Source organism: Rhizobium cerradonense (assembly GCF_030182455.1).
GTDB lineage: Bacteria > Pseudomonadota > Alphaproteobacteria > Rhizobiales > Rhizobiaceae > Rhizobium.
The window spans coordinates 49,270-72,587 of sequence record NZ_JAQJCK010000013.1; the positions used below are offsets into that span (position 1 = coordinate 49,270).

23 protein-coding genes are annotated in these 23,318 nt (G+C 61.2%); 9 read left to right on the forward strand and 14 right to left on the reverse strand.

Translation table 11 applies throughout. From position 1 onward, the window contains the following. Positions 1-8: 8 nt before the first annotated feature. Together rsmD and PH547_RS24335 are read right to left on the reverse strand one after the other, a co-directional pair. Positions 9-575: a 16S rRNA (guanine(966)-N(2))-methyltransferase RsmD gene (gene rsmD / locus PH547_RS24330; RefSeq protein ID WP_104822133.1), complete on the reverse strand. Its 567-nt coding sequence runs from the start codon at positions 573-575 to the stop codon at positions 9-11. A 6-nt stretch (positions 576-581) separates the two neighbouring features. After that, the gene (locus PH547_RS24335) at positions 582-2,597 is read right to left on the reverse strand and encodes a pseudouridine synthase (RefSeq protein ID WP_104822132.1); all 2,016 of its coding nucleotides are present in this window, start codon (positions 2,595-2,597) and stop codon (positions 582-584) included. 72 nt (positions 2,598-2,669) lie between these two features. Between PH547_RS24335 and PH547_RS24340 the strand changes: the two genes are divergently transcribed. Further along, positions 2,670-3,128 carry a nucleoside deaminase gene (locus tag PH547_RS24340; RefSeq protein ID WP_104822131.1) on the forward strand — a complete coding sequence of 153 codons (459 nt, stop codon included), beginning with the start codon at positions 2,670-2,672 and terminating at the stop codon, positions 3,126-3,128. A 38-nt stretch (positions 3,129-3,166) separates the two neighbouring features. Here the strand turns inward: PH547_RS24340 and PH547_RS24345 are convergent, their stop codons facing one another. The 6 genes from PH547_RS24345 to PH547_RS24370 form a co-directional block, all read right to left on the reverse strand. After that, positions 3,167-3,802, reverse strand: a complete 636-nt coding sequence (locus tag PH547_RS24345; protein ID WP_104822130.1) for a hypothetical protein — start codon at positions 3,800-3,802, stop codon at positions 3,167-3,169. Positions 3,803-3,936: 134 nt separating this feature from the next. Then, positions 3,937-6,819: an isoleucine--tRNA ligase gene (gene ileS, locus PH547_RS24350; RefSeq protein ID WP_104822129.1), complete on the reverse strand. Its 2,883-nt coding sequence runs from the start codon at positions 6,817-6,819 to the stop codon at positions 3,937-3,939. 317 nt (positions 6,820-7,136) lie between these two features. Then, a complete protein-coding gene (locus PH547_RS24355) occupies positions 7,137-8,120 on the reverse strand; it encodes a bifunctional riboflavin kinase/FAD synthetase (protein ID WP_283049336.1) in 984 nt (327 codons plus the stop codon). Positions 8,121-8,135: 15 nt separating this feature from the next. Continuing rightward, positions 8,136-8,984 (reverse strand): TIGR01459 family HAD-type hydrolase, encoded by an 849-nt coding sequence (locus PH547_RS24360; RefSeq protein ID WP_285169621.1) that lies wholly within the window; start codon positions 8,982-8,984, stop codon positions 8,136-8,138. A gap of 104 nt (positions 8,985-9,088) precedes the next feature. Then, a complete protein-coding gene (gene chrA, locus PH547_RS24365; protein WP_285169622.1) occupies positions 9,089-10,525 on the reverse strand; it encodes a chromate efflux transporter in 1,437 nt (478 codons plus the stop codon). Then, entirely contained in the window at positions 10,522-11,343 is an 822-nt protein-coding gene (locus tag PH547_RS24370) for a chromate resistance protein ChrB domain-containing protein (RefSeq protein ID WP_285169623.1), read from the reverse strand. The genes chrA and PH547_RS24370 overlap by 4 nt, the downstream gene beginning before the upstream one ends. Positions 11,344-11,610: 267 nt before the next feature. Between PH547_RS24370 and groES the strand changes: the two genes are divergently transcribed. From groES to PH547_RS24385, 3 genes are all read left to right on the forward strand, one after another. Next, a complete protein-coding gene (gene groES / locus PH547_RS24375) occupies positions 11,611-11,907 on the forward strand; it encodes a co-chaperone GroES (protein ID WP_004109735.1) in 297 nt (98 codons plus the stop codon). A 75-nt stretch (positions 11,908-11,982) separates the two neighbouring features. Next, the gene (gene groL, locus PH547_RS24380; protein ID WP_104822124.1) at positions 11,983-13,623 is read left to right on the forward strand and encodes a chaperonin GroEL; all 1,641 of its coding nucleotides are present in this window, start codon (positions 11,983-11,985) and stop codon (positions 13,621-13,623) included. 589 nt (positions 13,624-14,212) lie between these two features. Beyond that, positions 14,213-14,659, forward strand: coding sequence for a hypothetical protein (locus tag PH547_RS24385; RefSeq protein WP_199773562.1), 447 nt, complete (start codon positions 14,213-14,215; stop codon positions 14,657-14,659). Positions 14,660-14,723: 64 nt separating this feature from the next. Here PH547_RS24385 and PH547_RS24390 read toward each other — a convergent pair whose 3' ends face one another. Further along, complete coding sequence (locus PH547_RS24390) at positions 14,724-15,431, reverse strand: glutathione binding-like protein (protein ID WP_104822122.1); 708 nt, start codon at positions 15,429-15,431, stop codon at positions 14,724-14,726. Between the two features lie 214 nt (positions 15,432-15,645). Here PH547_RS24390 and PH547_RS24395 point away from each other — a divergent pair, with 214 nt between their 5' ends. Beyond that, the gene (locus tag PH547_RS24395) at positions 15,646-16,089 is read left to right on the forward strand and encodes a DoxX family protein (protein ID WP_104822121.1); all 444 of its coding nucleotides are present in this window, start codon (positions 15,646-15,648) and stop codon (positions 16,087-16,089) included. 80 nt (positions 16,090-16,169) lie between these two features. Here the strand turns inward: PH547_RS24395 and hisG are convergent, their stop codons facing one another. The 3 genes from hisG to hisS form a co-directional block, all read right to left on the reverse strand. Next, positions 16,170-16,865 (reverse strand): ATP phosphoribosyltransferase, encoded by a 696-nt coding sequence (gene hisG / locus PH547_RS24400; protein ID WP_104822120.1) that lies wholly within the window; start codon positions 16,863-16,865, stop codon positions 16,170-16,172. Then, positions 16,865-17,983: an ATP phosphoribosyltransferase regulatory subunit gene (locus PH547_RS24405; RefSeq protein ID WP_104822119.1), complete on the reverse strand. Its 1,119-nt coding sequence runs from the start codon at positions 17,981-17,983 to the stop codon at positions 16,865-16,867. The genes hisG and PH547_RS24405 overlap by 1 nt, the downstream gene beginning before the upstream one ends. Before the next feature lie 156 nt (positions 17,984-18,139). After that, positions 18,140-19,663 carry a histidine--tRNA ligase gene (gene hisS, locus PH547_RS24410; RefSeq protein ID WP_104822118.1) on the reverse strand — a complete coding sequence of 508 codons (1,524 nt, stop codon included), beginning with the start codon at positions 19,661-19,663 and terminating at the stop codon, positions 18,140-18,142. A 166-nt stretch (positions 19,664-19,829) separates the two neighbouring features. On the opposite strand from hisS, the gene relB reads away from it, so the two are divergent. From relB to PH547_RS24425, 3 genes are read left to right on the forward strand one after another with little or no spacing between them, the layout of a single operon-like run. Continuing rightward, the gene (gene relB, locus PH547_RS24415; protein WP_104822117.1) at positions 19,830-20,057 is read left to right on the forward strand and encodes a type II toxin-antitoxin system RelB family antitoxin; all 228 of its coding nucleotides are present in this window, start codon (positions 19,830-19,832) and stop codon (positions 20,055-20,057) included. Next, a complete protein-coding gene (locus tag PH547_RS24420; protein WP_104822116.1) occupies positions 20,041-20,310 on the forward strand; it encodes a type II toxin-antitoxin system RelE family toxin in 270 nt (89 codons plus the stop codon). The genes relB and PH547_RS24420 overlap by 17 nt, the downstream gene beginning before the upstream one ends. Positions 20,311-20,367: 57 nt before the next feature. Beyond that, on the forward strand, positions 20,368-20,916 hold the full coding sequence (locus PH547_RS24425) for a 2'-5' RNA ligase family protein (RefSeq protein ID WP_104822115.1): 549 nt from the start codon (positions 20,368-20,370) through the stop codon (positions 20,914-20,916). Positions 20,917-20,973: 57 nt separating this feature from the next. Here PH547_RS24425 and PH547_RS24430 read toward each other — a convergent pair whose 3' ends face one another. Together PH547_RS24430 and PH547_RS24435 are read right to left on the reverse strand one after the other, a co-directional pair. Further along, positions 20,974-21,249: a LysR substrate-binding domain-containing protein gene (locus PH547_RS24430; protein ID WP_104822114.1), complete on the reverse strand. Its 276-nt coding sequence runs from the start codon at positions 21,247-21,249 to the stop codon at positions 20,974-20,976. Beyond that, positions 21,250-22,152, reverse strand: a complete 903-nt coding sequence (locus PH547_RS24435) for a LysR family transcriptional regulator (protein ID WP_104822113.1) — start codon at positions 22,150-22,152, stop codon at positions 21,250-21,252. A gap of 110 nt (positions 22,153-22,262) precedes the next feature. Between PH547_RS24435 and PH547_RS24440 the strand changes: the two genes are divergently transcribed. Next, complete coding sequence (locus PH547_RS24440) at positions 22,263-23,288, forward strand: zinc-dependent alcohol dehydrogenase family protein (RefSeq protein ID WP_104822112.1); 1,026 nt, start codon at positions 22,263-22,265, stop codon at positions 23,286-23,288. Positions 23,289-23,318: the final 30 nt, after the last annotated feature.

Genomic DNA, 23,318 nt, shown 5'->3' on the forward strand with positions numbered 1-23,318 from the left:
TTCCGCCACTAGGCCTGTCGAGGCTGATAACGGAAGAAATGCATCTTGCTGTCGCCGAAGGTCCGCTCTTCCAGGAAGAGAAAATCCGGCGCGACGGAAACCGTGACGTCGGCGCGTTCCTCGAGGATTGCCAAGGCTCCCGGTACCAGCCAGCCGCCGGCAGCGGCAGCGGCGAAGGCCTTCTCGCCCAGACCCTTGCCATAGGGCGGGTCGGCGAAGAGAAAATCGAAAGGCTCCAGATTGCCGACGCTGCCGAGATCGGTGGCGTCCCGCCGCAGCATGCGCGTGCGGCCGTGCAGGCCAAGCGCGTCGATATTTTCCCAAAGCAGGCCACGGCCTTCGACGCTGCTTTCGACGAAAAGCACATGGCGGCAACCGCGCGAAGCGGCTTCGAGCCCGACCGCGCCGGTGCCGGCAAAGACATCCATCATCCGCGTGCCATCGATGGCCTCGGGATAGGCATGGCTCAAGATATTGAAAAGGCTCTCGCGCGTGCGGTCCGCCGTCGGACGAATGTCGTTCGACTTCGGCACCGCAAGCGACCGACCGCGAAATTCACCGCCGACGATCCGCACCGCGCGTCAACCTCTTCCGCCCTTGGGGCCACCCCTGCCGGGGCCGCCACGACCGGGACCGCCGCGACCCGGGCCGCCAGACGGACGGCCTGTGCCACCGGGTTTACCGCCAAAGCCGCGCGAGCCGCCTTTTCCACCCGGTTTGCCGCCAAAGGACTTGCCGCCGCCCGGCTTCTTGCCGAAGGGCTTGCCGGCCGGCCGGTCCCCGTAGGAACGCTCGCCCTGCGGACGGTCACCCATGGGCCGATCACCGCGCGTGGGCCGATCACCACGCGGCGGGCGATCGCCGCGAGGACGTTCGGAGCGCTGTTCGCCGCCGAAAGACTTGGCCCGCGGACGCTCGTCTCCCTCAGCACGCGGCCGCCGGTCGCCGCGGGGTTTATCGCCATATGGACGATCGCCACGCGGTTTGTCGCCGAAAGAACGCTCTCCACGGGGCGGACGATCTCCGAAGGAGCGTTCGGAACGGCCTTCTCCCTGGAAGGATTTCGTACGGGGGCGATCACCGCCCTCGGGACGCGAGCCGCGTTCACCGCGCGGACGATCGCTAAACGGGCGCTCGCCGCGAGGACGGTCGCCAAACGAACGATCCCCGCGGGCGGGACGGTCGCCCTGCGGCCGATCACCTCGGGGACGATCACCAAAGGTTCGGTCATCCCGGGAGCGCTTGCGATCAAAGCCCTCGTCGTCGCGCGACTTGCGTGGTGCGACCTCGCTCGAACGGATCCACTCGCCATCCCCCTCGTCGACGCGGTTGATCCGAACGCGTGGGCCTTCGTCCGGGCGATCGAAGCCGCTACGCTGCGGGCGTTCCACTTCGCCGCGCTTTGCGGCGGTCCTTGCATTCTTGGCAGCCTTTGCAGCAGCCTTTTCGCCGAGCGGACGGGCACCAGGCGCCATCCAGACATTCGCGCTCCGACGCGGACCCAGCGGCTGGCGCTTCGGCCGGTCGTCGTCCTTGTGGCCGGCTTCGCGGCGCCCCTCATCCCGGCGGTCATCGCGCTTGGTGTCGAGACGGCTCAGGGCGCGCTCGCGCTTATCCTCGGGGCGCTCGCGACGCGGGCGCTCTTCCTTGGCCGCGCGAGCAGGCTTCGCCTCCGGCTCATCCTCGGCGGCAACGGCCGAGCTATTGTAAAGCGGCGCGTCGAAATTCGCCTTGGCGTCTTCCACCAGGCGGGGACCGAGCTGATCGCGCAGCGTGCGGCCACGCACTTCCAACACCCGGCCTTCCGGAAGCTCGCCGAGCTGGAAAGGGCCGTAGGAGATACGGATCAGGCGGTTGACCTCGAGGCCGAGCGCGCCGAGCACATTCTTGATTTCGCGGTTCTTGCCTTCGCGCAAGCCCATCGTGATCCAGACGTTGGACCCTTGCGTGCGGTCGAGCGTCGCCTCGATCGAGCCGTAGAGCACGCCGTCGACGGCGATGCCTTCCCGCAGCTTGTCCAGCGCTTCCTGATCGATCTCGCCGTGGGCGCGCACGCGATAGCGACGCAACCAGCCGGTGGTCGGCAGTTCCAGCACGCGGGCAAGGCCGCCGTCGTTGGTCAGCAGCAGCAGGCCTTCGGTGTTGATGTCGAGGCGGCCGATCGACATGACGCGCGGCAGCTCTTCCGGCAGGTTGTCGAAGACGGTCGGACGTCCTTCCGGATCGGCATTGGTGGTCACGAGGCCCGCCGGCTTGTGATAGAGCCACAGGCGCGTGCGCTCGATGCCGCGGATCGGCACGCCATCAACTTCGATCTTGTCGGCGAGCGTCACGTTGACCACCGGCGTATCCAGCAGCACGCCGTTCAGCTTCACACGGCCGTCCATGATCATGCGCTCGATGTCACGGCGCGACGCCACGCCGGCGCGCGCCATTACCTTGGAAATGCGTTCCGCTTTTCCATCCCCGCCTTCTGCCTCTGCCGCCACTTTGGCGGACACAGCCTTCGTCGGCTTGGCGTCATCGCGCGTCTTCGTCTGCTTGTCGCGGGTAAAGGGTTTGGACCCAGGCCGCTTGGGCTTGTCATTCATTGTCATTTGTTGTTTGCCTGAATTTTTAAGGCGTGTTCCTATCAGGTCACGCCCCCGCGGTTAAGTGGAAAATCTTAAATGGTGAATACAAATCACTTCATGGAGCTGGCGCTCGCCGAAGCGCGAAGCGCCGGCGCGCGCGGTGAAGTGCCTATCGGAGCCGTCCTCGTGGTCGACAATGCCGTTGTCGCCAAGGCCGGCAACCGCACCCGAGAGCTCAACGACGTCACCGCGCATGCCGAAATCGCCGTGATCCGCATGGCCTGCGAGGCACTCGGCCAAGAGCGGCTGACGGGTGCAGATCTCTATGTAACGCTGGAGCCGTGTACCATGTGCGCGGCCGCCATCTCGTTTGCCCGCATCCGCCGCCTTTATTACGGCGCGGAAGATCCGAAAGGCGGCGGCGTCGACAACGGCGTGCGCTTCTATCGCCAGCCAACCTGTCATCACGCGCCGGAAGTCTATTCGGGCATGGCCGAGCGGGATGCGGCCGATATTCTCAGGGAATTCTTCCAACAAAAACGCGTGGAAGACTAAAAAGCGGCTGATTTAACCGCCGCTTCAGCTAGAAAGACTTATTGGAAAGGCTTCCACCAACTGCTGTTGCTGGACTGCTGAGCGGCCTCGGCGTCCTTCTTGCGCTGCTTTTCCTTCTTGCTCTCGGGGGTGCCGAGATCGTTGAGAGCAGCCTCGTCGGAGACCTGGCGGTATTGCTGCGGCGGATCGATCAGGTAGCGGCGCTGATCGATATAGGTGCCGTCCTGATCCTGGCGCGCGGCCCGATAGGCGGCGGTCTGCTGCGCTTCGCTCACGCGGTTGCGGCCACTGTCGGCCTGAGCGAGCGGAGAGCGATAGTTAACATTGTTCTTGTTCTGATCGGCTTCCTCCGCCAGGCGCTTGCGCGAATCTTCCGGCGATTCCAGCCAGGCCGGATTATCCTTGCTGGCCAGCGACTGCTGCGGCGAGGTCAGGTTTTCCCTGTCGTTCTGGGCCGGAAGCACCAGGCCCGGGCGGTTCGGATATTTTACGCCCTTGTCCTTCGGCGTGGCCGCCGAAACGGATGCGATGTCGCTGATATCATCGAAGAGCTGTTCGCCGGCGGTCTTGTCCGTGCCGTAGCGCGGGCCGCTCATGCAGCCGGACATCAGACCGCAGCCAATCACGAGTGCCGCCAAGCTGACGCCGACACGAATCCTATGTATCGCTCTCATGAATACCCTTCCCAGCTACGCCGGTGCAACTATCGCAGAACCCCATTTCACGGCAACTGCCGCAAAAATCGGGCCATTTTCAGGCAGCTTTTACCGGATGAACGCCTCAAAGGCAATTCACCCGGTAATTTTCTTCAGTTGACAGCCATCAATTCGCGCAGAGCGGCCGCATCACGCGCAGAGACGTCGGGATATTCCGGATCGGAACCGACATCGGTGGTGATGCGCCAGGAGCGGGCGCACTTGCGGCCTTCGGCCAGCTTCGGCACGACACTTACCTTGGCGGCATCATCCAGGCGGAAGGCATCGGCGGGGCCTTCGCCGCCATTGATGGCGATATCGGAGGTGATGCAGATTTCCGAGAAATCCTGTCCTTCCAGCACCTTCAGTAGCTCCGGATCGGCGATATAGACGACGGGCGCGGCTTCCAGCGAGGAGCCGATGCGCTTGTCCTTGCGCTCGATTTCGAGAGCTCCGGTGACGACGCTGCGCACTGCGCGGATCTTTCTCCACTTCTCGGCCAGCGCCTCGTTCTTCCATTCGCCGGGAACGGTGACGAACTGTTCGAGATGCACCGAGACCGCCTGTGGATTACGCGACAGCCATGCTTCTTCCGTCGTGAACGGCAGCATCGGCGCCAGCCAAGTCACCATGCAATCGAAGATCGTGCGGATGACGGCAAGCGCTGCGCGGCGGCGCAGGCTCGACGGCGCATCGCAATAAAGCGCATCCTTGCGGACATCGAAATAGAAAGCCGAAAGCTCGACATTCGAGAAATCGATGAGGGCGCGGGCGATCCGCTTGAAGTCGAAGGCATCATAGCTTTCGCGCACGAGCTCATCGAGTTCCGCAAGACGGTGCAGCATGAGCTGCTCGAGCTCCGGCATCTCGGCACGGGCGATCACCTCGCCCTTGTCATGCGCGAGCGTGCCGAGCATCCAGCGGATGGTGTTGCGCAGCTTGCGATAGGCATCAATATTGGTCTGGATGATCGTCTTGCCGACGCGCAGATCCTCGGCATAATCCGACGTCATGACCCATAGACGCAGGATGTCGGCGCCGGCGTCCTTCATCACCTCCTGCGGCGAGGTGACATTGCCCTTGGACTTCGACATCTTCTCGCCCTTCTCGTCCATGGTGAAACCATGGGTAAGAACGGTATCGTAAGGCGCGCGGCCGCGCGTCGCGGCGCTTTCGAGCAGCGACGAATGGAACCAGCCGCGATGCTGGTCCGAGCCTTCCAGATAAAGGTCCGCCGGCCATTTCAGGTCCGGACGGTCTTCCAGCGTGAAGGTATGGGTCGAGCCCGAGTCGAACCAGACGTCGAGGATGTCCATGACCTGCGTCCAGGGCTCGTTGGCCTTTTCGCCGAGGAAGCGCTCGCGCGCGCCTTCGGCGAACCAGGCATCGGCGCCTTCCTTTTCGAAAGCATCGAGGATGCGGGCATCGACGCCCTCGTCTTGCAGGATTTGGCCCTCGTCATCGACGAAGATGCAGATCGGCACGCCCCAGGCGCGCTGGCGCGACAGAACCCAGTCCGGCCGCTGCTCGATCATGGCGCGCAAGCGGTTCTGGCCCGCGGCGGGCACGAAACGCGTATCGTCGATCGCTTTCAGGGCGCGCGAACGCAGCGTCGTGCCGTCAGCAAGGTCCTTGTCCATATAGACGAACCATTGCGGCGTGTTGCGGAAGATGACCGGCTTCTTCGAGCGCCAGGAATGCGGATAGGAATGCTTCAGCCGTCCGCGCGCAAAGAGCGTGTTCGTCTCGATCAGTGCCTTGATGACCAGATCGTTGGCATTGCCCTTCTTGCCGTTGTCGTCCATGACGCGGCCGCCGTCGAAGCCGGGGGCGTCGGCCGTGTAGAAGCCGGCATCATCGACCGGGAACGGGATGCGGGAGGAGATCCCACGCGCTTCAATCTGGCGGGCATGGCTCGTCCAGGCGTCGAAGTCCTCGCGGCCATGGCTTGGGGCGGTGTGCACGAAGCCGGTACCGGCATCGTCGGTCACATGATCGCCATCGAGCAACGGAACCTTGAAGTCGTAGCCGAGCGACGCCAACGGATGGGCGCAGATGCTCGCACCAAGCTCATCAGCGGTCACATCGCGCAGGCGCTTGAACTGCAGCTTCGCCTTGGCGAAGGATTCCTCGGCAAGCTTGTCGGCAAAGATCAGCTTTTCGCCTGGGCGCGGACCGAAATCATTGGCGGCTTCCGTCACCTCGTACAGGCCGTAGGAAACCCGCGACGAATAGGAGATCGCCCGGTTGCCGGGGATCGTCCAGGGCGTCGTGGTCCAGATGACGACGAAGGCATCGGCGAGCGCCGCCGGACCTTCGACGACCGGGAACTTCACCCAGATCGTATCGCTCTCGACATCGGCATATTCGACTTCGGCTTCCGCCAGTGCCGTACGCTCGACCACCGACCACATGATCGGCTTGGAGCCGCGATAGAGCTGACCGCTGCGGGCGATCTTCAAGAGCTCGCCGGCGATGCGGGATTCGGCGTGGAAGTTCATCGTCAGATAGGGATTGTCGAAATCACCGACGATGCCGAGACGGCGGAATTCCTCGGACTGGATCTTGATCCAGCCTGAGGCGAAGTCACGGCATTCCTGGCGGAATTCGTTGACCGGGACTTCGTCCTTGTTCTTGCCCTTCTCGCGGTATTTTTCCTCGATCTTCCATTCGATCGGCAGACCGTGGCAGTCCCAACCCGGAACATAATTGCTATCATAGCCGCGCATCTGGAACGAGCGGGTGATGACGTCCTTGAGGATCTTGTTCAGCGCGTGGCCGATATGGATGTTGCCGTTGGCATAGGGCGGACCGTCATGCAGCACGAATTTTTCGCGGCCGGCGGCGGAAGCGCGCAGCTTCTTGTAGAGGTTCATTTCCTGCCAGCGCTTGACGAGCTCCGGCTCCTTCTGCGGCAGGCCGGCGCGCATCGGGAAGTCGGTCTCGGGCAGGTAAAGGGTTTTCGAATAGTCGATCTTTTCAGCGGTATCGGTCATTGTTCTGACAATTGCCTCGGCGTCTCGGGCGTTTCGCGCCGGAAAGGCGCAGCCATATGGGGATTTTTCGGCGGCGGAAAGCGCCTCGGGAACAGGCGCCCAAAACCCGGACCTTCCGGCCGCTTAAAGCGCGCGGAAGGCCGGGCCAATAATTCGTATCGATAGGCTCAGCCGAAATTGGGTCATGGTTGGCGGTTCATAGGCGTTTTTTGCATGGAAAGAAAGAGGGATCAGCCGCCGCAGGGCATAGAAACCCGCTGATGCTTCCACCCGCGGCCAATCGGAGCCCGCCCAATCAGGCCCGTGCCGCGTGACAATCAAGAAAAGGCGATGAACCGGTCGATATCCCCGAGCGGGCGGACGCCGGCGAGCAGCGCCCTCGCCTCCTCTTCATCCTTCCTGATCTGCGCCACCAGCGGGTCGAGGCCGTCGAACTTCAGTTCGGGCCGGAGATAACCGAAGAAAGAGACGGAACAGATCTGACCATAGAGATCGCCGCTGAAGTCGAAAACGAAGGTTTCGAGCAGCGGCGCCCCGTTGTCGGTCACCGTCGGGCGCCGGCCATAGCTGGCGACACCATCGCGAATGACGCCATCGGCGGCGCGAAAGCGCACGGCATAGATACCAGCCTTCAGCTCCGCTTCCGGTGGCAGCCGCATATTGGCGGTTGGGAAGCCCAGCGAGCGGCCGAGTTTTTCGCCGCCAATGACCTCTGCCTCGACCGTATAGCGATAGCCGAGCAGACCCGCAGCCTCCGCCACCTCGCCTTCCACCAGCAATGCCCGAATGCGGCTTGACGAAACCACTTCGGCATTTTCATCGCGAAAGGCGTCGATCAGCGTCACGCCGAAGCCGTTCTTGCTGCCGGCATTCATCAGGAAGGCCGGACCGCCCTGGCGATCATGGCCGAAATGGAAATCGAAGCCGGTGACCACTTCGGAAGCATGCAGCCAGTCGATCAGAATCGAATGGACGAATTCATCGGCGGAACGCTGCGAAAAGGCCCGGTCGAAGGGATATTCAATGACGGCGTTGAAGCCGATCGCCTCGAGAAGCCGCGCCTTCAGCGGCGCCGGCGTCAGGCGGAAAACCGGCTGATCAGGCCTGAAGACGGTCCGCGGATGTGGCTCGAAGGTTAGGACCAGCGCCGGCACGCCGCGCTCCCTGGCAATCTCCAGCGCGCGATCGAGCACGGATTGATGGCCGCGATGCACGCCGTCGAAATTACCGATGGCAATGACGCCGCCTTTCAGATTGTCCGGCAGCGGTTCGCGGGTCTCATTGCGATGGAAGACGGTCATCGGCTACCACTCTCCTCAGACAAGGCGCGGCATCCACCACTTCGGCGACGCCTGTTCGCGCGCCAGGAAGGCGCCAAGCGCTGCCTCGTCGGTGTGGCCGTCGACGACATATTCGCGGGCATGGATACCATGGCTTATATAAAGAAGATCGAGTCCGTAATCGAGCGCGCCGCGCACATCGGTCGGCATGCCGTCACCGATGGCGACAACGCGCGACATCGGGAATTCGCCGCGCGCTTCGCGGGCGGCTGCGATCGAGGCATCGTAGATCGGCTGATGCGGCTTGCCGGCAATCCGCGTCTCGCCACCGAGCCGATCGTAATAAGCGGCCATGGCACCGGCGCAGGGGATCATGCGGTGCCCGCGCTCGACGACGAGATCGGGATTGGCGCAGATCAGCGGCACATTACGGGCCGACCAGGCCTTCAGCATGTCGGTATAATCGTCGGGGGTCTCGGTTTCGTCATCGAAGAAGCCGGTACAGACGATGCTCTCAGCCTCATCGGCCTCGACGCGCACAACGTCCAGCCCCTCGATGATAGCGATATCGCGCTCAGGACCGAGCAAAAATACTTTCTTCGGGCCCTCGGCAATCAGGCGGCGGGTCACGTCGCCGGAAGTAACGATGCGGTCATAGGCGCTGTCGGGAACGCCGATCTGGCGCAATTGCTCGACCACTTTCGGCGCCACGCGGGGAGAATTGGTGATGAGGACGACGGTCAGCCCGTCGCCGCGCGCAGCTTCCAGCGCAACCGGCGCGTCCTCATATACCGACACGCCGTTGTGCAGCACGCCCCAGACATCACAGAGCGCGACATCATAAAGTTTGCCGATCTCGCGGAAGCTTTCGATACGCTTGCCCATGCAGTCCTCGTGGTCAAAGAAATCACGGGCTGACATTGCAAACCGGCCGGCAAATTACAAGAGCGGAGTGCAGGTTTTTGCACCGCACATAGACCGCTTCCGATTCATCCGGCGAAGCGCAGCAGGCAACCGGCCAAGGCAGATATACCGAGTACGGTTGCCACCCCTGCCCGATGACGGAAGACGAGCACAGTGGCGAGAATGAAAAGCAGCAGCGCGGAAACATCAAGCGTAGTCCAGACCGGCCAGGCAATGCCGGCGATCGGAACGTTGGCATAGTCCCCACCCTGAATCTTGACGCGGTGGCTCAAAAGAACGAGCCGCCCGGTATCGGCGAAGAGCACATGCAGGCCAAACCAAACCGACAGATTGGCCATGACGCCGACGATCGCAGCCGTTATCGCGGCAAGAGCCGCCGACAGACCGGCGTGACCGCGCAGACGCTCGATGAAAGGGGCGCCGGCGAAAATGAAAAGAAAGCTCGGTGCGAACGTCGCCCACGCCGCGAGGCTGGCGCCGAGGAACCCTGCCGTCAAAGGATCCAAGCCGAAGGGATTGCGGAAGCCGGCCATGAAGCCGACGAAACAGAGGACCAATACTAGCGGTCCTGGCGTCGTCTCCGCCAGCGCCAGACCATCCAGCATCTCGCCCGGCCGCAGCCAGGCGTAATGCTGGACAGCGGTCTGCGCGACATAGGCAAGCACGGCATAGGCGCCGCCAAAGGTAACCACTGCCATGCGGGAGAAGAAGGAGAAGATGGCGCCGAAGACATTTGTGCCGCCACTTAGCGTTTCGGCGACAATATCCTTGGGTCCATTTATGACATGGATCAGCAACAGCGGCGCCTGCCAGATCGCCAGCCAGCATAAGAGCGTGACCGCAGCGGTCCGCAGGCGGCCACTTCGCAGCGCTCCGATGCCGATATTGGTAATGGCAAGCCGAGGCAGTCGCGGCCGCCAGTGATCATCATGATAAGCGCGATAGAGAACCCGACCATAACCCGAGAGGCCGGCCAAAAGCACCACCAGCGGAAATGGCAGATCGAAGACGAAAAGCAGAGTGAAGCTTGCGATCGCAACGGCAATATGAAAGCGGGTTCTCAGCGCCCGGCCGCTCAGCCGGATCAGCGCCTGCAGCACGATCGCCAGCACACCGGCCTTAATGCCAAAAAAGACGGTCGCAAGCAGGGTGGTATCGTGAAACAGGGCGTAGAAGGCCGATAGCGCCAGGATAACGGCGAAGCCCGGCACGATGAACAGAAGCCCCGCGATCAGGCCGCCACGGATGCCATGCAGCAGCCAGCCGATATAGGTGGCGAGCTGCTGCGCCTCCGGTCCCGGCAGCAGCATGCAATAGCTCAGTGCATGCAGAAAGCGCTCTTCATCGATCCAACGCTTCTCATCGACGAGGATGCGATGCATCAACGCGATTTGCCCGGCCGGGCCTCCGAAGCTTAATACGCCAACGCGCGCCCATACACGCGTGGCCTCACTGAGGGATGGGGTCGCGGCGAGATCGTCAACCAAAACGGTTTCACTCACGATTTTTTAGCTCCATGCGATACCCAGTCATGCTTTTCCTGCGTCGCGTCGCGCGCCCAGCGATAAAGCGCGTCATAACACAACATCCCTGCATCCAACTGTTCAATATCGTCAGCACACATGCGCGACAATCCGAGCGAGACGGCAAGCAAGCCGGCCGCCTGCGGTTCGAGGTCGAGCCTGTTGGTATCGGCGCCCCTGACGATGCGGGAAAGATGATGAAGCGCCGGGAGTTCGAGCCGGAATTCCTTGACCATCGTATCGAAAGTGCAATCCTCGTCGCGATGGCTCCAAAATACCCCTTCCACGTCGAAGGGCGTCGCGCCGAAACGTTGGGCGACGCCGTCGACTTCCTGAGGCGTGACAAAGAGAAACGACGCATCGGGATCGACGAAGCGGCGGATCAGCCAGGGGCAGGCGATGCGATCGATCTTCGGCCGGGCGCGGGTCACCCACACGGTCGCACCCGACGCATTGGCCCCAGGCAGAATCGAAACCGGGATCAGCGGCAATCCCGCCGCCCGCCAGGCATCGAGGCCACCATCGAGGATTTCCGCCGCAGTACCGGCCAGCCGCAGCCAGGCGGCGACACCTTCGCTGAGCTTGCCGCCATGTTGACAGAGGCAGACGACATTGCGGCCGCGAAATTCGGCGGCCCAAGCCTGAACGTTCTCATGATCCCGACGTCGCGAGGCCGGCAGCAGATAAGGATCGGCCTCAAAATCATCGGCGTCTCGAACATCGAGTATTGCGGGCGCTTTCGGCGTACCCAGCAGACGAAGAAGCTTTTCGGGAGTGATGGCGTTGAACGAAGTCATGTTACGTCCCTTCCAAAAGAGATGGACGCGAAACTCCGGCATGACGCCTCGTGGGGTATTCGCAAACCCCATATTGAAGATTTTCCGGCAAAAGCTGCGGCAAGTCAACGAAGAGCTGTCCGAAAAAATTCACGGACACATTCTTGACTCGTTTAGCGCCCAATCCTAAATCACCGTCCGTTAGCACTCGCCGAGGCAGAGTGCTAACAAAGCCCCATACGGATCCCCCGCTGATCCGTGAATGTCATTTGATCGAGGGATTAGACAATGGCAAGCACCAATTTCCGCCCCCTTCATGACCGTGTCGTCGTTCGTCGCGTCGAGTCGGAAGAAAAGACCAAGGGTGGCATCATCATTCCGGACACCGCCAAGGAAAAGCCGCAGGAAGGCGAAATCGTCGCCGTCGGTTCTGGCGCCCGTGATGAATCCGGCAAGGTCGTAGCACTCGACGTCAAGGTTGGCGATCGCGTTCTGTTCGGCAAGTGGTCCGGCACCGAAGTCAAGCTCAACGGCGAAGACCTTCTGATCATGAAGGAAGCCGACATCATGGGCATCATCGGCTAATCCAGCCGATTTCCCCTTTTCCGATAAAGCTGACGGGCCATAAACCCGGACAACGCGAATTCAGGAGTTTCAAACATGGCAGCTAAAGAAGTAAAATTCGGCCGCAGCGCCCGCGAAAAGATGCTTCGTGGCGTCGACATCCTCGCTGACGCAGTGAAGGTCACGCTCGGCCCGAAGGGTCGTAACGTCGTTATCGACAAGTCCTTCGGCGCTCCGCGCATCACCAAGGACGGCGTCACCGTCGCCAAGGAAATCGAACTCGAAGACAAGTTCGAAAACATGGGCGCACAGATGGTCCGCGAAGTTGCTTCGAAGACCAACGACATCGCCGGCGACGGCACGACGACCGCAACCGTTCTTGCCCAGGCCATCGTTCGCGAAGGCGCCAAGGCCGTTGCAGCCGGCATGAACCCGATGGACCTGAAGCGCGGCATCGACCTCGCCGTTGCCGAAGTCGTCAAGGATCTCCAGGCCAAGGCCAAGAAGATCAACACCTCGGAAGAAGTCGCACAGGTCGGCACGATCTCCGCAAACGGCGAAAAGCAGATCGGTCTCGATATTGCTGAAGCCATGCAGAAGGTCGGCAACGAAGGCGTCATCACGGTTGAAGAAGCCAAGACCGCCGAAACCGAACTCGAAGTCGTCGAAGGCATGCAGTTCGACCGCGGCTACCTCAGCCCCTACTTCGTGACCAACCCGGAAAAGATGATCGCCGACCTCGAAGACGCGTTCATCCTCCTGCACGAGAAGAAGCTCTCGAACCTGCAGGCCATGCTTCCGGTTCTCGAAGCTGTCGTGCAGACCGGCAAGCCGCTCCTCATCATCGCTGAAGACGTCGAAGGCGAAGCTCTTGCTACGCTCGTCGTCAACAAGCTGCGCGGTGGTCTGAAGATCGCTGCCGTCAAGGCTCCGGGCTTCGGCGATCGCCGCAAGGCCATGCTGGAAGACATCGCCATCCTGACGGGCGGCACTGTCATCTCCGAAGACCTCGGCATCAAGCTCGAATCTGTCACCCTCGACATGCTCGGCCGCGCCAAGAAGGTTTCGATCTCCAAGGAAAACACCACGATCGTCGACGGTTCGGGCGCTAAGTCCGACATCGAAGGCCGCGTTGCCCAGATCAAGGCCCAGATCGAAGAAACCACCTCCGACTACGACCGCGAAAAGCTGCAGGAACGTCTTGCCAAGCTCGCTGGCGGCGTTGCCGTCATCCGCGTCGGCGGCTCGACGGAAGTCGAAGTCAAGGAAAAGAAGGACCGCATCGACGACGCTCTGAACGCGACGCGCGCTGCTGTTCAGGAAGGCATCGTACCGGGCGGCGGCACGGCTCTGCTGCGCTCCTCCGTCAAGATCACCGCAAAGGGTGAAAACGACGACCAGGAAGCCGGCATCAACATCATCCGCCGTGCTCTGCAGGCTCCTTGCCGCCAGATCGCTGAAAACGCTGGTGATGAAGCCTCCATCGTTGTCGGCAAGATCCTCGACAAGAACGAAGACAACTGGGGCTACAACGCTCAGACGGGCGTCTATGGCGACATGATCTCCATGGGCATCGTCGACCCGGTCAAGGTCGTTCGCACGGCTCTGCAGGACGCAGCTTCGGTTGCTTCGCTGCTGATCACCACCGAAGCCATGATCGCCGAGCTGCCGAAGAAGGACGCTCCGGCTGGCATGCCAGGCGGCATGGGCGGCATGGGCGGCATGGACATGATGTGATAGGGCGTCAGCCCGATCACAGGAATGTCCATAAAGCTTCGCCCATGCATCTTTGATGCTTCAGGCCGCCAAGCGGCCTGAAGTGGCGGCATGGACATGATGTGATAGGGCGTCAGCCTTATTGCGACTGTTCGTTCCGGCATCCGGAATTGACGAAGGGCGGCCCTCGGGTCGCCCTTTTCATTTATGATGAACCTGCCGCCGCGCAAGGTTCGACAGATTTTGTAACTGCGCAAATTTACGCAAATTGCCCCATTGCCGTTTTTATAAAAGCTCCTATAAATCGCAGCGCAATGACGTTCGGGGGGACTGTTGCAGAGCACACAAATTTTACTTGATTTCGGCCCACCTTATCCGCGGGCAAGCACCGTCATAACCTTTTGGATAGATAGTTCAGGTAGAATCATTACTTGAAGTGACTTGAAGCATTCAATTGACGATCCGGAAGCACGCCCGGGGGGATGGGTTCAGCGAGGATGCCTTCGCGATCCATAGCTGTGCAATATACGGAGCCACGCTCTGATCAATAAGGCATGGAATTCGATTGAAGCGCGCGCAGGGGAACCCGCGCCTCAAGCTGGGGAATATCTTGTTCAAGATCGCCAAAGCCAATCTTGCTGCACCTTTCGCTCCGGGGTCATTGGAGTTCAGTGGACATGACCCTGATCTTCTGGCGCAGTTCTGTGTCTCCGAGGGATGGACCGGTGATTTATCGAGCGGCATCATCAAGCTCGGTCAATGGGGCACGATGCTGCACGGGTTGACTTCGTCCGAATGCGGCCTGTTGAGCCTGATGCATTGCTACGACGCCCATGACCGTGCCCGCATCCTCGACCTGTTCGAGCAGGCAGCAACCGCCTCGTCCAGCTTCTGCTACTCCACCACCGCACTCGGCGTCGGGGGCCACCGCCAACCGATCTTCTGCGTCGGCGAATCCATCGGCACGGAAGGAAAACACGCCGGCAGCATGGTGGGCGTCTTCCTGTTTCCGCGTTTCAAGCTCGAGCCGGGCAGCCAGTTGGCGAGCCGGCAGTAGATCCTAAACGCAAAAGGCCGATCCTTTCGGACCGGCCTTGCATCTTGCGCGGAAATACTCGCGATCAATCCCGTTTCGGGATGTTCAGCCCGCGTTGGCTCGCCGGGCGAGCGATAGCGCGTTCAAGCCAATCCGTGACCGCCGGGAAACTTGCGAAATCGAGAACTTCCCGGCCGCCGTAAAAGACATCGACGCCCCGGACCCACGGAAAAGTGGCAATGTCGGCGATGGTATATTCGTCGCCCATGATCCACTGGCGGCCCTGCAGGCGGCTTTCCAAGACGCTCAACAGGCGCTTGCTTTCATCACGATATCGCTCGACCGGATAGGCGTTGTTGGCGACCTTGTCGGCGGCGAATTTGAAGAAGTGGCCGAACTGTCCGAACATCGGGCCAATGCCGGCCATCTGGAAGAACACCCATTGCAATGTTTCATAGCGCCCGGCCGCATCCCGGGGCATCAGCTTACCTGTCTTTTCGGCGAGATAGACGAGGATGGCACCCGATTCGAACAGGCCGATCGGCTTACCGTCAGGGCCGTTGGGATCGATGATCGCGGGAATGCGGCCGTTGGGATTGAGCGAGACGAATTCCGGCGACTTCTGGTCGTTGGTGCTAAAGGAAATCAGATGTGGCTCATAGGGAAGGCCAAGTTCTTCGAGCGCAATCGATACCTTGACGCCGTTCGGCGTCGGCAGTGAGTAGAGCTGGATAATATCCGAATTGCTGGCAGGCCAGCGCTTGGTAATTGGAAATGAAGACAGATCGGCCATGGGGCTTCCTTCTGAAAATCATGATTTGGCGAATGAATTCGCGCCAACATAATCGATATGGAGCATATGGGAAGATGTCGACCGCAGGGAGATTGTTCAACAATTGTGAACTAATCGTGCGCACTTGTTTATCTTTCCAATCGCACTAAAATCGCGAATAACGGGTCTCAGAAATTGTCGCTCGCGGCACTCACCACCTTTACAGGAGACCGTCATGTCCAACACCAATAACATCATCATCCTTGTGGCGCGCATCCTGCTCGCCTTCATGTTTATCTTCGCCGGCTTCGGCAAGCTTGCCGATCCGTCAAGCACCGCAGGCATGATTGCCGGCGCCGGCATGCCTGCCGCCACGCTTCTCACCTATCTCGCTGGTGCCTTCGAATTCGTGACCGGCGTCTGCGTTCTCGTCGGCTTCCAGATCCGCATCGTCGGCTGGCTGCTCGCCCTGTTCTGCGTCTTCACCGGCATTGTCTTCCACCTGCCGACCGTCAACGTTCCTGACTTTCCGGCTGCCGCCAATGGCTGGATCAACGGCCTGAACTTCGTCAACTTCCTGAAGAACGTCACGCTCGCTGGCGCCTACATCATGCTCGCCACCAATGGCCCGGGCGCCTATTCGCTCGACGCACGCCGCGGCGCCTACGCAGCCGCCTGATCGCTCAAGGCCTCCCAAGCATCAAAAACCCGCCGGAATTTCCGGCGGGTTTTTTGTATCGTCAAACAGATCGGCAAATATCAAAGCGCGCCGCGTACGGCGACGATGATGCGCTGAACCAAGGGATCGCTCTCATGGCTTTCCTTGCGCGCCCGGACGAGGCAGGCCTCGGAGCGCAAGATGATCCCATCAGACAGAACCTTCAGATGGTTCGCCCGCAAGGTCGAGCCGGTGGAGGTGATGTCGACGATGATGTCGGCCGAGCCGGAAGCGGGTGCTCCTTCGGTGGCGCCGAGGCTTTCGACGATGCGATAGAGCTGGATGCCGTGCTGGCTGGAGAAGAACTGCTGCGTCAGCCGCCAATATTTCGTCGCGACCGTCAGCCTGCGACCATGACGGGCGCGGAAATCGGCGGCGACGTCGCCGAGATCAGCCATGGTATCGACATCGAGCCAGATATCCGGCACCGCGACGACGACATCGGCATGACCAAAACCAAGCCTTGCGCAGAATTCGACACGGCGATCGGCCTCCGCCATGCCTTCGCGCACGAGATCTTCGCCGGTAATGCCGAAATCGACGCTGCCGTTGCCGATCTCGCGCGAGATTTCCGAGGCCGACAGGAAAGCGATCTCGACGCCGTCCCAGCCTTCGACACGGCCGCGATAGGAGCGATCATTGCCGACGGCGACGATGGGCATGCCGGCGCGCTCGAAGACCGCCGAGCAATCGTCCTTCATGCGGCCCTTGGAGGGAAGCGCTATGGTGATGGTCATCAGGCGGCCCTCGCGGTTTCGATGCGGTCGAGCCAGAGCGCGAAGCCGACGGCCGGAATGTGGTCCTTGGCGCCGAGCAGTGTCAGCAGCCGGTCAAAACGGCCGCCGCCGGCGAGCACTGCCGGCGATCCTTCCACCATCACCTCGAAGACGAGGCCGGTGTAATAGTCGAGCGGACGGCCGAAGGCGGCGCGATACTCGATCTGGGCAGCGTTGACGCCGGCCTTGGCAAGGGCCGCAACGCGGGCATCGAAACGCTCAAGCGCAGTTCCGAGCTTCAGCCCGGCCGCATCGGCAAAGCCGGCCAGCGCGGAAGATGCCTCGGCGAGCGGCAGGCGGAGCGACAGGAATTCCTCCAGGACACCGAAAGCGGCATCATCGAGCCGCGTTTCCGAGAGAACCAGCTTTTCGCGAAGACGGCGGGCGATCTCCTGCGGCGAGCGGCTGGCATTGGTGGAATAGCCGGTCGCCTTCATGGTGCTGTCGATATGCTTGACCAGCCCCTGCTCGTCGCCGCGCGTCAGAAAATCAAACACATGCGGATCAAGGCCAGTGACCGGCTGCGGGCTTGCGAGCCGTGCCAGCAGCGTTTGGAGCTGCGTCATATTGCCGAAGGCATGCACCAGGCGCTTCTGCCAGCCGGAGGGCAGACCGAGCGCCTGCACGACGGCCTCGAAAACAGCTTGATCGCCGAGCGTCACCGATAGCGCCCTGCCCGGCACCAGCCGATTGAGAATGCCGATGGCATCACCGATGAGGCGGGCGTCGGCGCCGGCGATATCGCGGTCGCCAAGATCTTCTATTCCCGCCTGATAGAATTCATTGCCGCCTTCGCGGCGCTGGCGGAAGATCTCGCCAAGATAGGAATAGCGCTTCGGCGTACCGGTCGCGGTCTCGATATGACGCAGGCAGACAGGAATGGTGAATTCGGGACGCAGGCAGAGGCTGGCACCGGTCTCGTTCTCCGTCATGAAGATACGGCGGCGCAGGTCTTCGCCCGCCATGTCGAGAAAGGGCTCGGCCGGCTGGATGATCGGCGTATCCACCCGCTCCGTTCCGCGGGCACCGAACTCGGCTAGGAGATCGCCGGCAAAATCTGGGAGGTTGATCAGGGGCATGGGAGTACCTCCTCCTTCTCCCCGGCGGGGAGAAGGGAATAGACGCATCTTCCATCGCCCTTCAACCTCGTGAAGATCGACAGGGCGCGACACAAGAGGTCGTCCCCTCGCCCCGCCTGCGGGGAGAGGGCTAGGGTGAGGGGCAAGGCCGCACACTCAGACATTGCCGGCCGCCCTCTTGCGGTCTTCCGCCTGCGCCGCCAAAATCTCCTGCACCTTGGTCACCAGATCGGCTTCCGGCGCGGTTTCCTGCGCGACGCGGGCCTCGCGCCAGCTCGCATTGTCCTCGATCTCGCCGGAGAGGCGCTTGCCCTCGATCAGATCCTTGAGTTGCACGACACCTTGCGCGCGCTCGTCGCCGCCCTGAATGATGGCGATCGGGCAGCCGCGGCGATCGGCATATTTGAGCTGATTGCCGAACTTCTTCCAATTGCCCTGAAACATCTCGGCGCGGATACCGGCGGCGCGCAATTGCTGCGTCATCCGCTGATAGCGGCCCATCGCCTCGACATCGCCGTCCATGACGGTGACCAGGACGGGGGCGATCACCTCGTCCTGACCGAGCTTGCCAAGATTCTTCAAGGCCGTCATCAGGCGCGAGACGCCGATGGAGAAGCCCGTGGCCGGAACCGGCTGCCCCATGAAACGTGAGACGAGTCCGTCATAACGGCCACCGCCGCCAACCGAGCCGAAGACGACCTTTTCGCCCTTTTCATTGGTAACGTCGAACAGGAGCTCGGCTTCGTAGACCGGGCCGGTATAATATTCGAGGCCGCGCACGACGGACGGATCGATCTTGATGCGATCGGAATGATAGCCGGCGCTGGTGACGAGCGAGCCGATCAGGTTCAGCTCCTCGACGCCTTCGCTGCCGTTGGACGTGCCGGCGACAAGCTCAGCAAGCCGGACGGCACTTTCGGCATAATCCTTGATACCGACGAAGAAGAGCACCTTCTCGATTTGGTCGGCGTTCAGCCCGGCACCCTTGGTGAAATCGCCGGACTCGTCCTTGCGGCCCGGCCCGAGCAGCAGCGCAACACCTTCCGGCCCGAACTTGTCGAGCTTATCGATGGCGCGCAGCACGTTCAGCCGCTGGCCCGCCTTGTCGTCGCCGCCGAGACCGATCGCCTCGAGCACGCCATCCAGAACCTTGCGGTTGTTGACGCGGACGACATAGTCGCCGCGCTTAATGCCAAGCGACTCCAGCGTGTCGGCCATCATCATGCACATTTCGGCATCGGCCTGCACGCCCGGCGCGCCGACCGTATCGGCGTCGAACTGCATGAACTGGCGGAAGCGGCCCGGGCCTGGCTTCTCGTTGCGGAAGACATAGCCGGCACGATAGGTGCGGTAGGGAAGCTGGATTTCGTTGAAATTCTCCGCGACATGACGGGCGAGCGGCGCCGTCAGGTCGTAGCGCAGCGACATCCACTGCTCGTCGTCATCCTGAAGCGAGAATACGCCCTCGTTCGGACGATCGCTATCGGGCAGGAACTTGCCGAGCGCATCGGTATATTCGAACAGCGGCGTTTCGACGGGATCGAAACCATAATGCTCATACACGGCCCGGATCTTGGCGGTCATTTCGTTGACGGCGCGAATATCGCTCGCCGAACGATCGACAAAGCCACGCGGCAAGCGGGCCTTGAGCTTCTGCGGTTTCTTTTGTTTATCGCTCATTTGCAGGATAATCCGGTACGGGAACAGTGGCGGTTAACTAGCGGATAGCGCGGGATGCGGCAAGGATTGTGTATGTTCTCATCTGACAAAACTGACAGTGACAGACGGACCTGAAGCATCTATATTTGGGATACACGCATCCCGACTGTTACAGGGACCAACTTTAATGAGCAAGCAGACAGCTATCCGTTTGCCAGATGAGACCTATGAGCGCCTACAGGCTCTGGCCGAACGCACCGGTCGTACAGCAACCTACTATATCCGGCAGGCGATTGAAGCACATCTGCAGGACCTGGAGGACGTGTATTTGGCTGAGCGGGCCATGGAGCGGATTAAGAAGGGCGAAGACGAGATCGTAAGCTCCGAGGAGTTCTGGCGTGGTCTGGACGATTGAGTACGCCCGATCTGCTCGCAAATTCGTTGAAAAACTCGACCCAAAGACACGCAGGAGAATAAGGGACTTTCTGGAAGAGCGTCTTCCGAGCCTGCACGATCCGCGCCAGGTCGGCGACGCTTTGCAAGGTGCAAAACTCGGAAACTATTGGCGTTATCGGGTTGGCGACTATCGGATCATTTGCGATCTGCAGGATAGCCGGCTGGTCGTGTTAGTCGTCGAAATCGGCAACCGTCGCGACATCTATCGTTGAGCGCCCCTTACTGCGGTGTGCGTGGGAATTTGAGCGGACGACCCGGACGTGGAAACCATGCCCTATGCGATCAGCCTGAAATCCACCAACAATACGGCGTTGCCTGTCCTCGATCTCTGGCGGCAGGCCAGCGCCTTTGAAACCGTGCCGTCGATGCAAGGGCTGAACTATCCTCCGCATCTGACCTTTGCCATCTACGAAGATATCTCGCCAGACCGTCTCTGCGAGGCCGTTCGCAAGGCTTTTCACGAGATTCCGGCAATGTCCGTGGAATTCTCAGGCATCCGGCACTTCAGGCATGACGTGCTGGTACTTTGGGCGCGTCCCGTCGATGATAGCGCCTTGCGACACGCCCACGAGGCTGTTCACCGAGAAATCGATCCTATCCTATGTGATGAGCATTATCGTCCCGACCATTGGCAACCTCATTGCACGATCGCGATGAAAATCCCGATGGCATCGGCCGAAACAGCGCTGACCTGGGCTGCGGAAACGCCGGCCAGGTTTACCGTGACGTTCGATGTTGCCGATTGCGTGAGATATCCTCCCGTCGAGATCCTGAGCGCGGTCAAACTGGCGCCTCGCTATGCTGCCGGGGGCCCTTGAGCCCAATCAAGTACGGCAAGTAAGTCAGAGAGTGGAGGCGGCTCTATGCCGCTTCTTTCATTGTTCGAGATGCGTACGGCGAAATACAGTATCCAACCAATCGGAAACGGCTCGGATGCGAACGAGGTGGCGAAGCTCGGCGTGTATGAGCAGCCATATCCCACGCGTCGGCGGGTTTCTGTCGCCGCTATCGACGCGACAAAGCCCATCGACATTGTCGGCCAGAATTTTCGGCAGGAGCGCGCGCCCTAATCCTGCAACAGCAGCCTGAAGCAGAGCTTCGGCATCGTTGACCGCAAGCGGACTGGAACGGCCGGATTTTTCCGCCTGCACTCAATTCATAATATCAGGCAGGCGTGCCGCCAGGAGGTCTATGACCGCACGCATCTTCAACGAGAGCTGCGGCACCTGCGGCCAAACCGCGTAGACATTGACGGCTCGACTGGAAACATTCTTCAGCGCCGGCGTGAGCGTGCCGGCAGCCACGTAGTCACGCACCAGCCAGCAAGGCAGCCACGCGATCCCCATCCCGGACGCCGCCGCGTCGGCAAGGACCTCCAGATCATCGAAGCGCAGACGCGTTTCGGGAAAATAATCAACGGCCGTGCCGTTCTCCTGCAGGAAGGTCCATTTCTTCGTTTCGCCCGATCTCGCATAGACGATGAGGTCATGGCCGGCGAGGTCGTCGATGGCCTGCGGCGCGCCTCTTGCGGCAAGATAATCCGGCGACGCGCAGAGCGTCATGCGATGAAGGGCGACCTTGCGGGCGGCAAGGCCGGCTTCATCGCGCAGCACGCCGTTGCGAATGGCCAGATCGAACCCCTCCTCAAAGAGATCGACCACCCGATCACTGAAGGAGAGATCCAGTTCGAGCTTGGGATGCATGCGGGCTAGTTCCAGCAGCAGCGGCGCGGCACAGCGGCGGCCGAAGAGGACGGGCATGGAGATGCGCAGGCGCCCCGTGACCTCGCGCTTTCCCGATTCCAGCATGGCCTCGCCCGACTGTATCTCGTCCAGTGCCCGGCGGCAGCGCTCGTAAAAAGCCTGGCCTTCATCTGTCAGGCTCTGCATGCGCGTGGTGCGATGAAACAGGCGAGTGTTCAGGCGCCTCTCCAGTCTTGCGATGGCCTTGCCGATCGCCGAGCGCGACAGATTCATGCGCGCCGCCGCCGCCGAAAAGCCGCCGGCTTCGACTGCCTCCACGAATTCCGGAATGCCGTTGAGCATGTCATTCATGACGATTGCTTCCTCATAGGAACCAGTTAGCGGAATTTATATCGCCACTGACGATCAAGAGGCAACGATATAGTGGCTCCATTGCTTCCAATTCCTCACAGGAGATCATGATGACGAAGATTATGAAGCGCTGGACCCTCGAGACAATCGCCGTCGGCGCCCCCTTGAACCTCACGGAAACAGCGGTTCCCACGCCTGCCCGCGGCGAAGTCCTCGTGCGGGTCAAGGCGGTTTCGCTGAACTATCGCGACAAGCTCGTTCGCGAGACCGGCATGGGCCTGCCGATCCAATTTCCCTTCGTGCCGGCTTCCGACATGACGGGCGTCGTCGAAGCGGTGGGAGACGATGTCACCAGATTTTCGACCGGCGATCGTGTCATTTCGACCTTCCACCCGGGCTGGATCGACGACAAGCCGCTCGGCGATGCCCGCAATCCTCCTTATAAGACGCTTGGCGGCTTCTATCCCGGCGTTCTCTCCGAATATATCGCCGTGCCGCAGGACTGGCTCGTCTCGGCGCCCAAGAGCCTCAATGACGCCGAGGCAAGCACACTGCCTTGCGCCGGTCTGACGGCATGGTTCGCCTTGGTGGAACGCGGCAAGATCAAGCCTGGCGATCGCGTGCTGGTGCAGGGAACCGGTGGCGTGGCGCTGTTCGGCCTGCAGATCGCCGCCGCCCAGGGAGCCGAGGTGTTCGTGACCTCATCAGGGCCGGAGAAGCTGGCACGGGCAAAGGCGCTCGGTGCCCATCACGGCATCGACCGCAATACCAGCGATTGGGTGGAGGAGGTCTATCGCATTACCGACGATCGCGGCATCGACCATATCATTGAAATCGCCGGCGGACCGAACTTCGCTCAGTCGCTGAAGGCGGTGACGCCTCATGGCCGTATTTCCGTCATAGGTGTTCTGGAGGGCTTCGACATTTCCGGTCCGGCGGCGCCGCTGCTTTTGAAGTCTCCCGTCGTGCAAGGCATCAGCGTCGGCCATCGCCGCTCGCTTGAAGATTTCGTACGTGCGGTGGACAGCATCGGCCTGAAGCCCGTCATCGCCCACCGCTATGCTTTCGGCGAGGTTCCGGAGGCCTTCGATCATCTCGATCGCGGTGCCTTCGGCAAGATCGTCATCGAGCTTTGATAGCAGCCGGGCCGCCGCGAAGGGCGGCAC

Bases quoted from the DNA above. Each gene is read 5' to 3' on its own strand.
- PH547_RS24435 (WP_104822113.1), bottom strand. From the start codon at position 22,152: ATGAATGACATGCTCAACGGCATTCCGGAATTCGTGGAGGCAGTCGAA.
- PH547_RS24340 (WP_104822131.1), top strand. From the start codon at position 2,670: ATGGTGAATACAAATCACTTCATGGAGCTGGCGCTCGCCGAAGCGCGA.
- PH547_RS24335 (WP_104822132.1), bottom strand. From the start codon at position 2,597: ATGACAATGAATGACAAGCCCAAGCGGCCTGGGTCCAAACCCTTTACC.
- hisG (WP_104822120.1), bottom strand. From the start codon at position 16,865: ATGACCATCACCATAGCGCTTCCCTCCAAGGGCCGCATGAAGGACGAT.
- groL (WP_104822124.1), top strand. From the start codon at position 11,983: ATGGCAGCTAAAGAAGTAAAATTCGGCCGCAGCGCCCGCGAAAAGATG.
- groES (WP_004109735.1), top strand. From the start codon at position 11,611: ATGGCAAGCACCAATTTCCGCCCCCTTCATGACCGTGTCGTCGTTCGT.
- relB (WP_104822117.1), top strand. From the start codon at position 19,830: ATGAGCAAGCAGACAGCTATCCGTTTGCCAGATGAGACCTATGAGCGC.
- PH547_RS24440 (WP_104822112.1), top strand. From the start codon at position 22,263: ATGACGAAGATTATGAAGCGCTGGACCCTCGAGACAATCGCCGTCGGC.
- PH547_RS24360 (WP_285169621.1), bottom strand. From the start codon at position 8,984: ATGGGCAAGCGTATCGAAAGCTTCCGCGAGATCGGCAAACTTTATGAT.
- PH547_RS24390 (WP_104822122.1), bottom strand. From the start codon at position 15,431: ATGGCCGATCTGTCTTCATTTCCAATTACCAAGCGCTGGCCTGCCAGC.
- PH547_RS24395 (WP_104822121.1), top strand. From the start codon at position 15,646: ATGTCCAACACCAATAACATCATCATCCTTGTGGCGCGCATCCTGCTC.
- hisS (WP_104822118.1), bottom strand. From the start codon at position 19,663: ATGAGCGATAAACAAAAGAAACCGCAGAAGCTCAAGGCCCGCTTGCCG.
- PH547_RS24355 (WP_283049336.1), bottom strand. From the start codon at position 8,120: ATGACCGTCTTCCATCGCAATGAGACCCGCGAACCGCTGCCGGACAAT.
- PH547_RS24370 (WP_285169623.1), bottom strand. From the start codon at position 11,343: ATGACTTCGTTCAACGCCATCACTCCCGAAAAGCTTCTTCGTCTGCTG.
- PH547_RS24405 (WP_104822119.1), bottom strand. From the start codon at position 17,983: ATGCCCCTGATCAACCTCCCAGATTTTGCCGGCGATCTCCTAGCCGAG.
- PH547_RS24345 (WP_104822130.1), bottom strand. From the start codon at position 3,802: ATGAGAGCGATACATAGGATTCGTGTCGGCGTCAGCTTGGCGGCACTC.
- ileS (WP_104822129.1), bottom strand. From the start codon at position 6,819: ATGACCGATACCGCTGAAAAGATCGACTATTCGAAAACCCTTTACCTG.
- PH547_RS24425 (WP_104822115.1), top strand. From the start codon at position 20,368: ATGCCCTATGCGATCAGCCTGAAATCCACCAACAATACGGCGTTGCCT.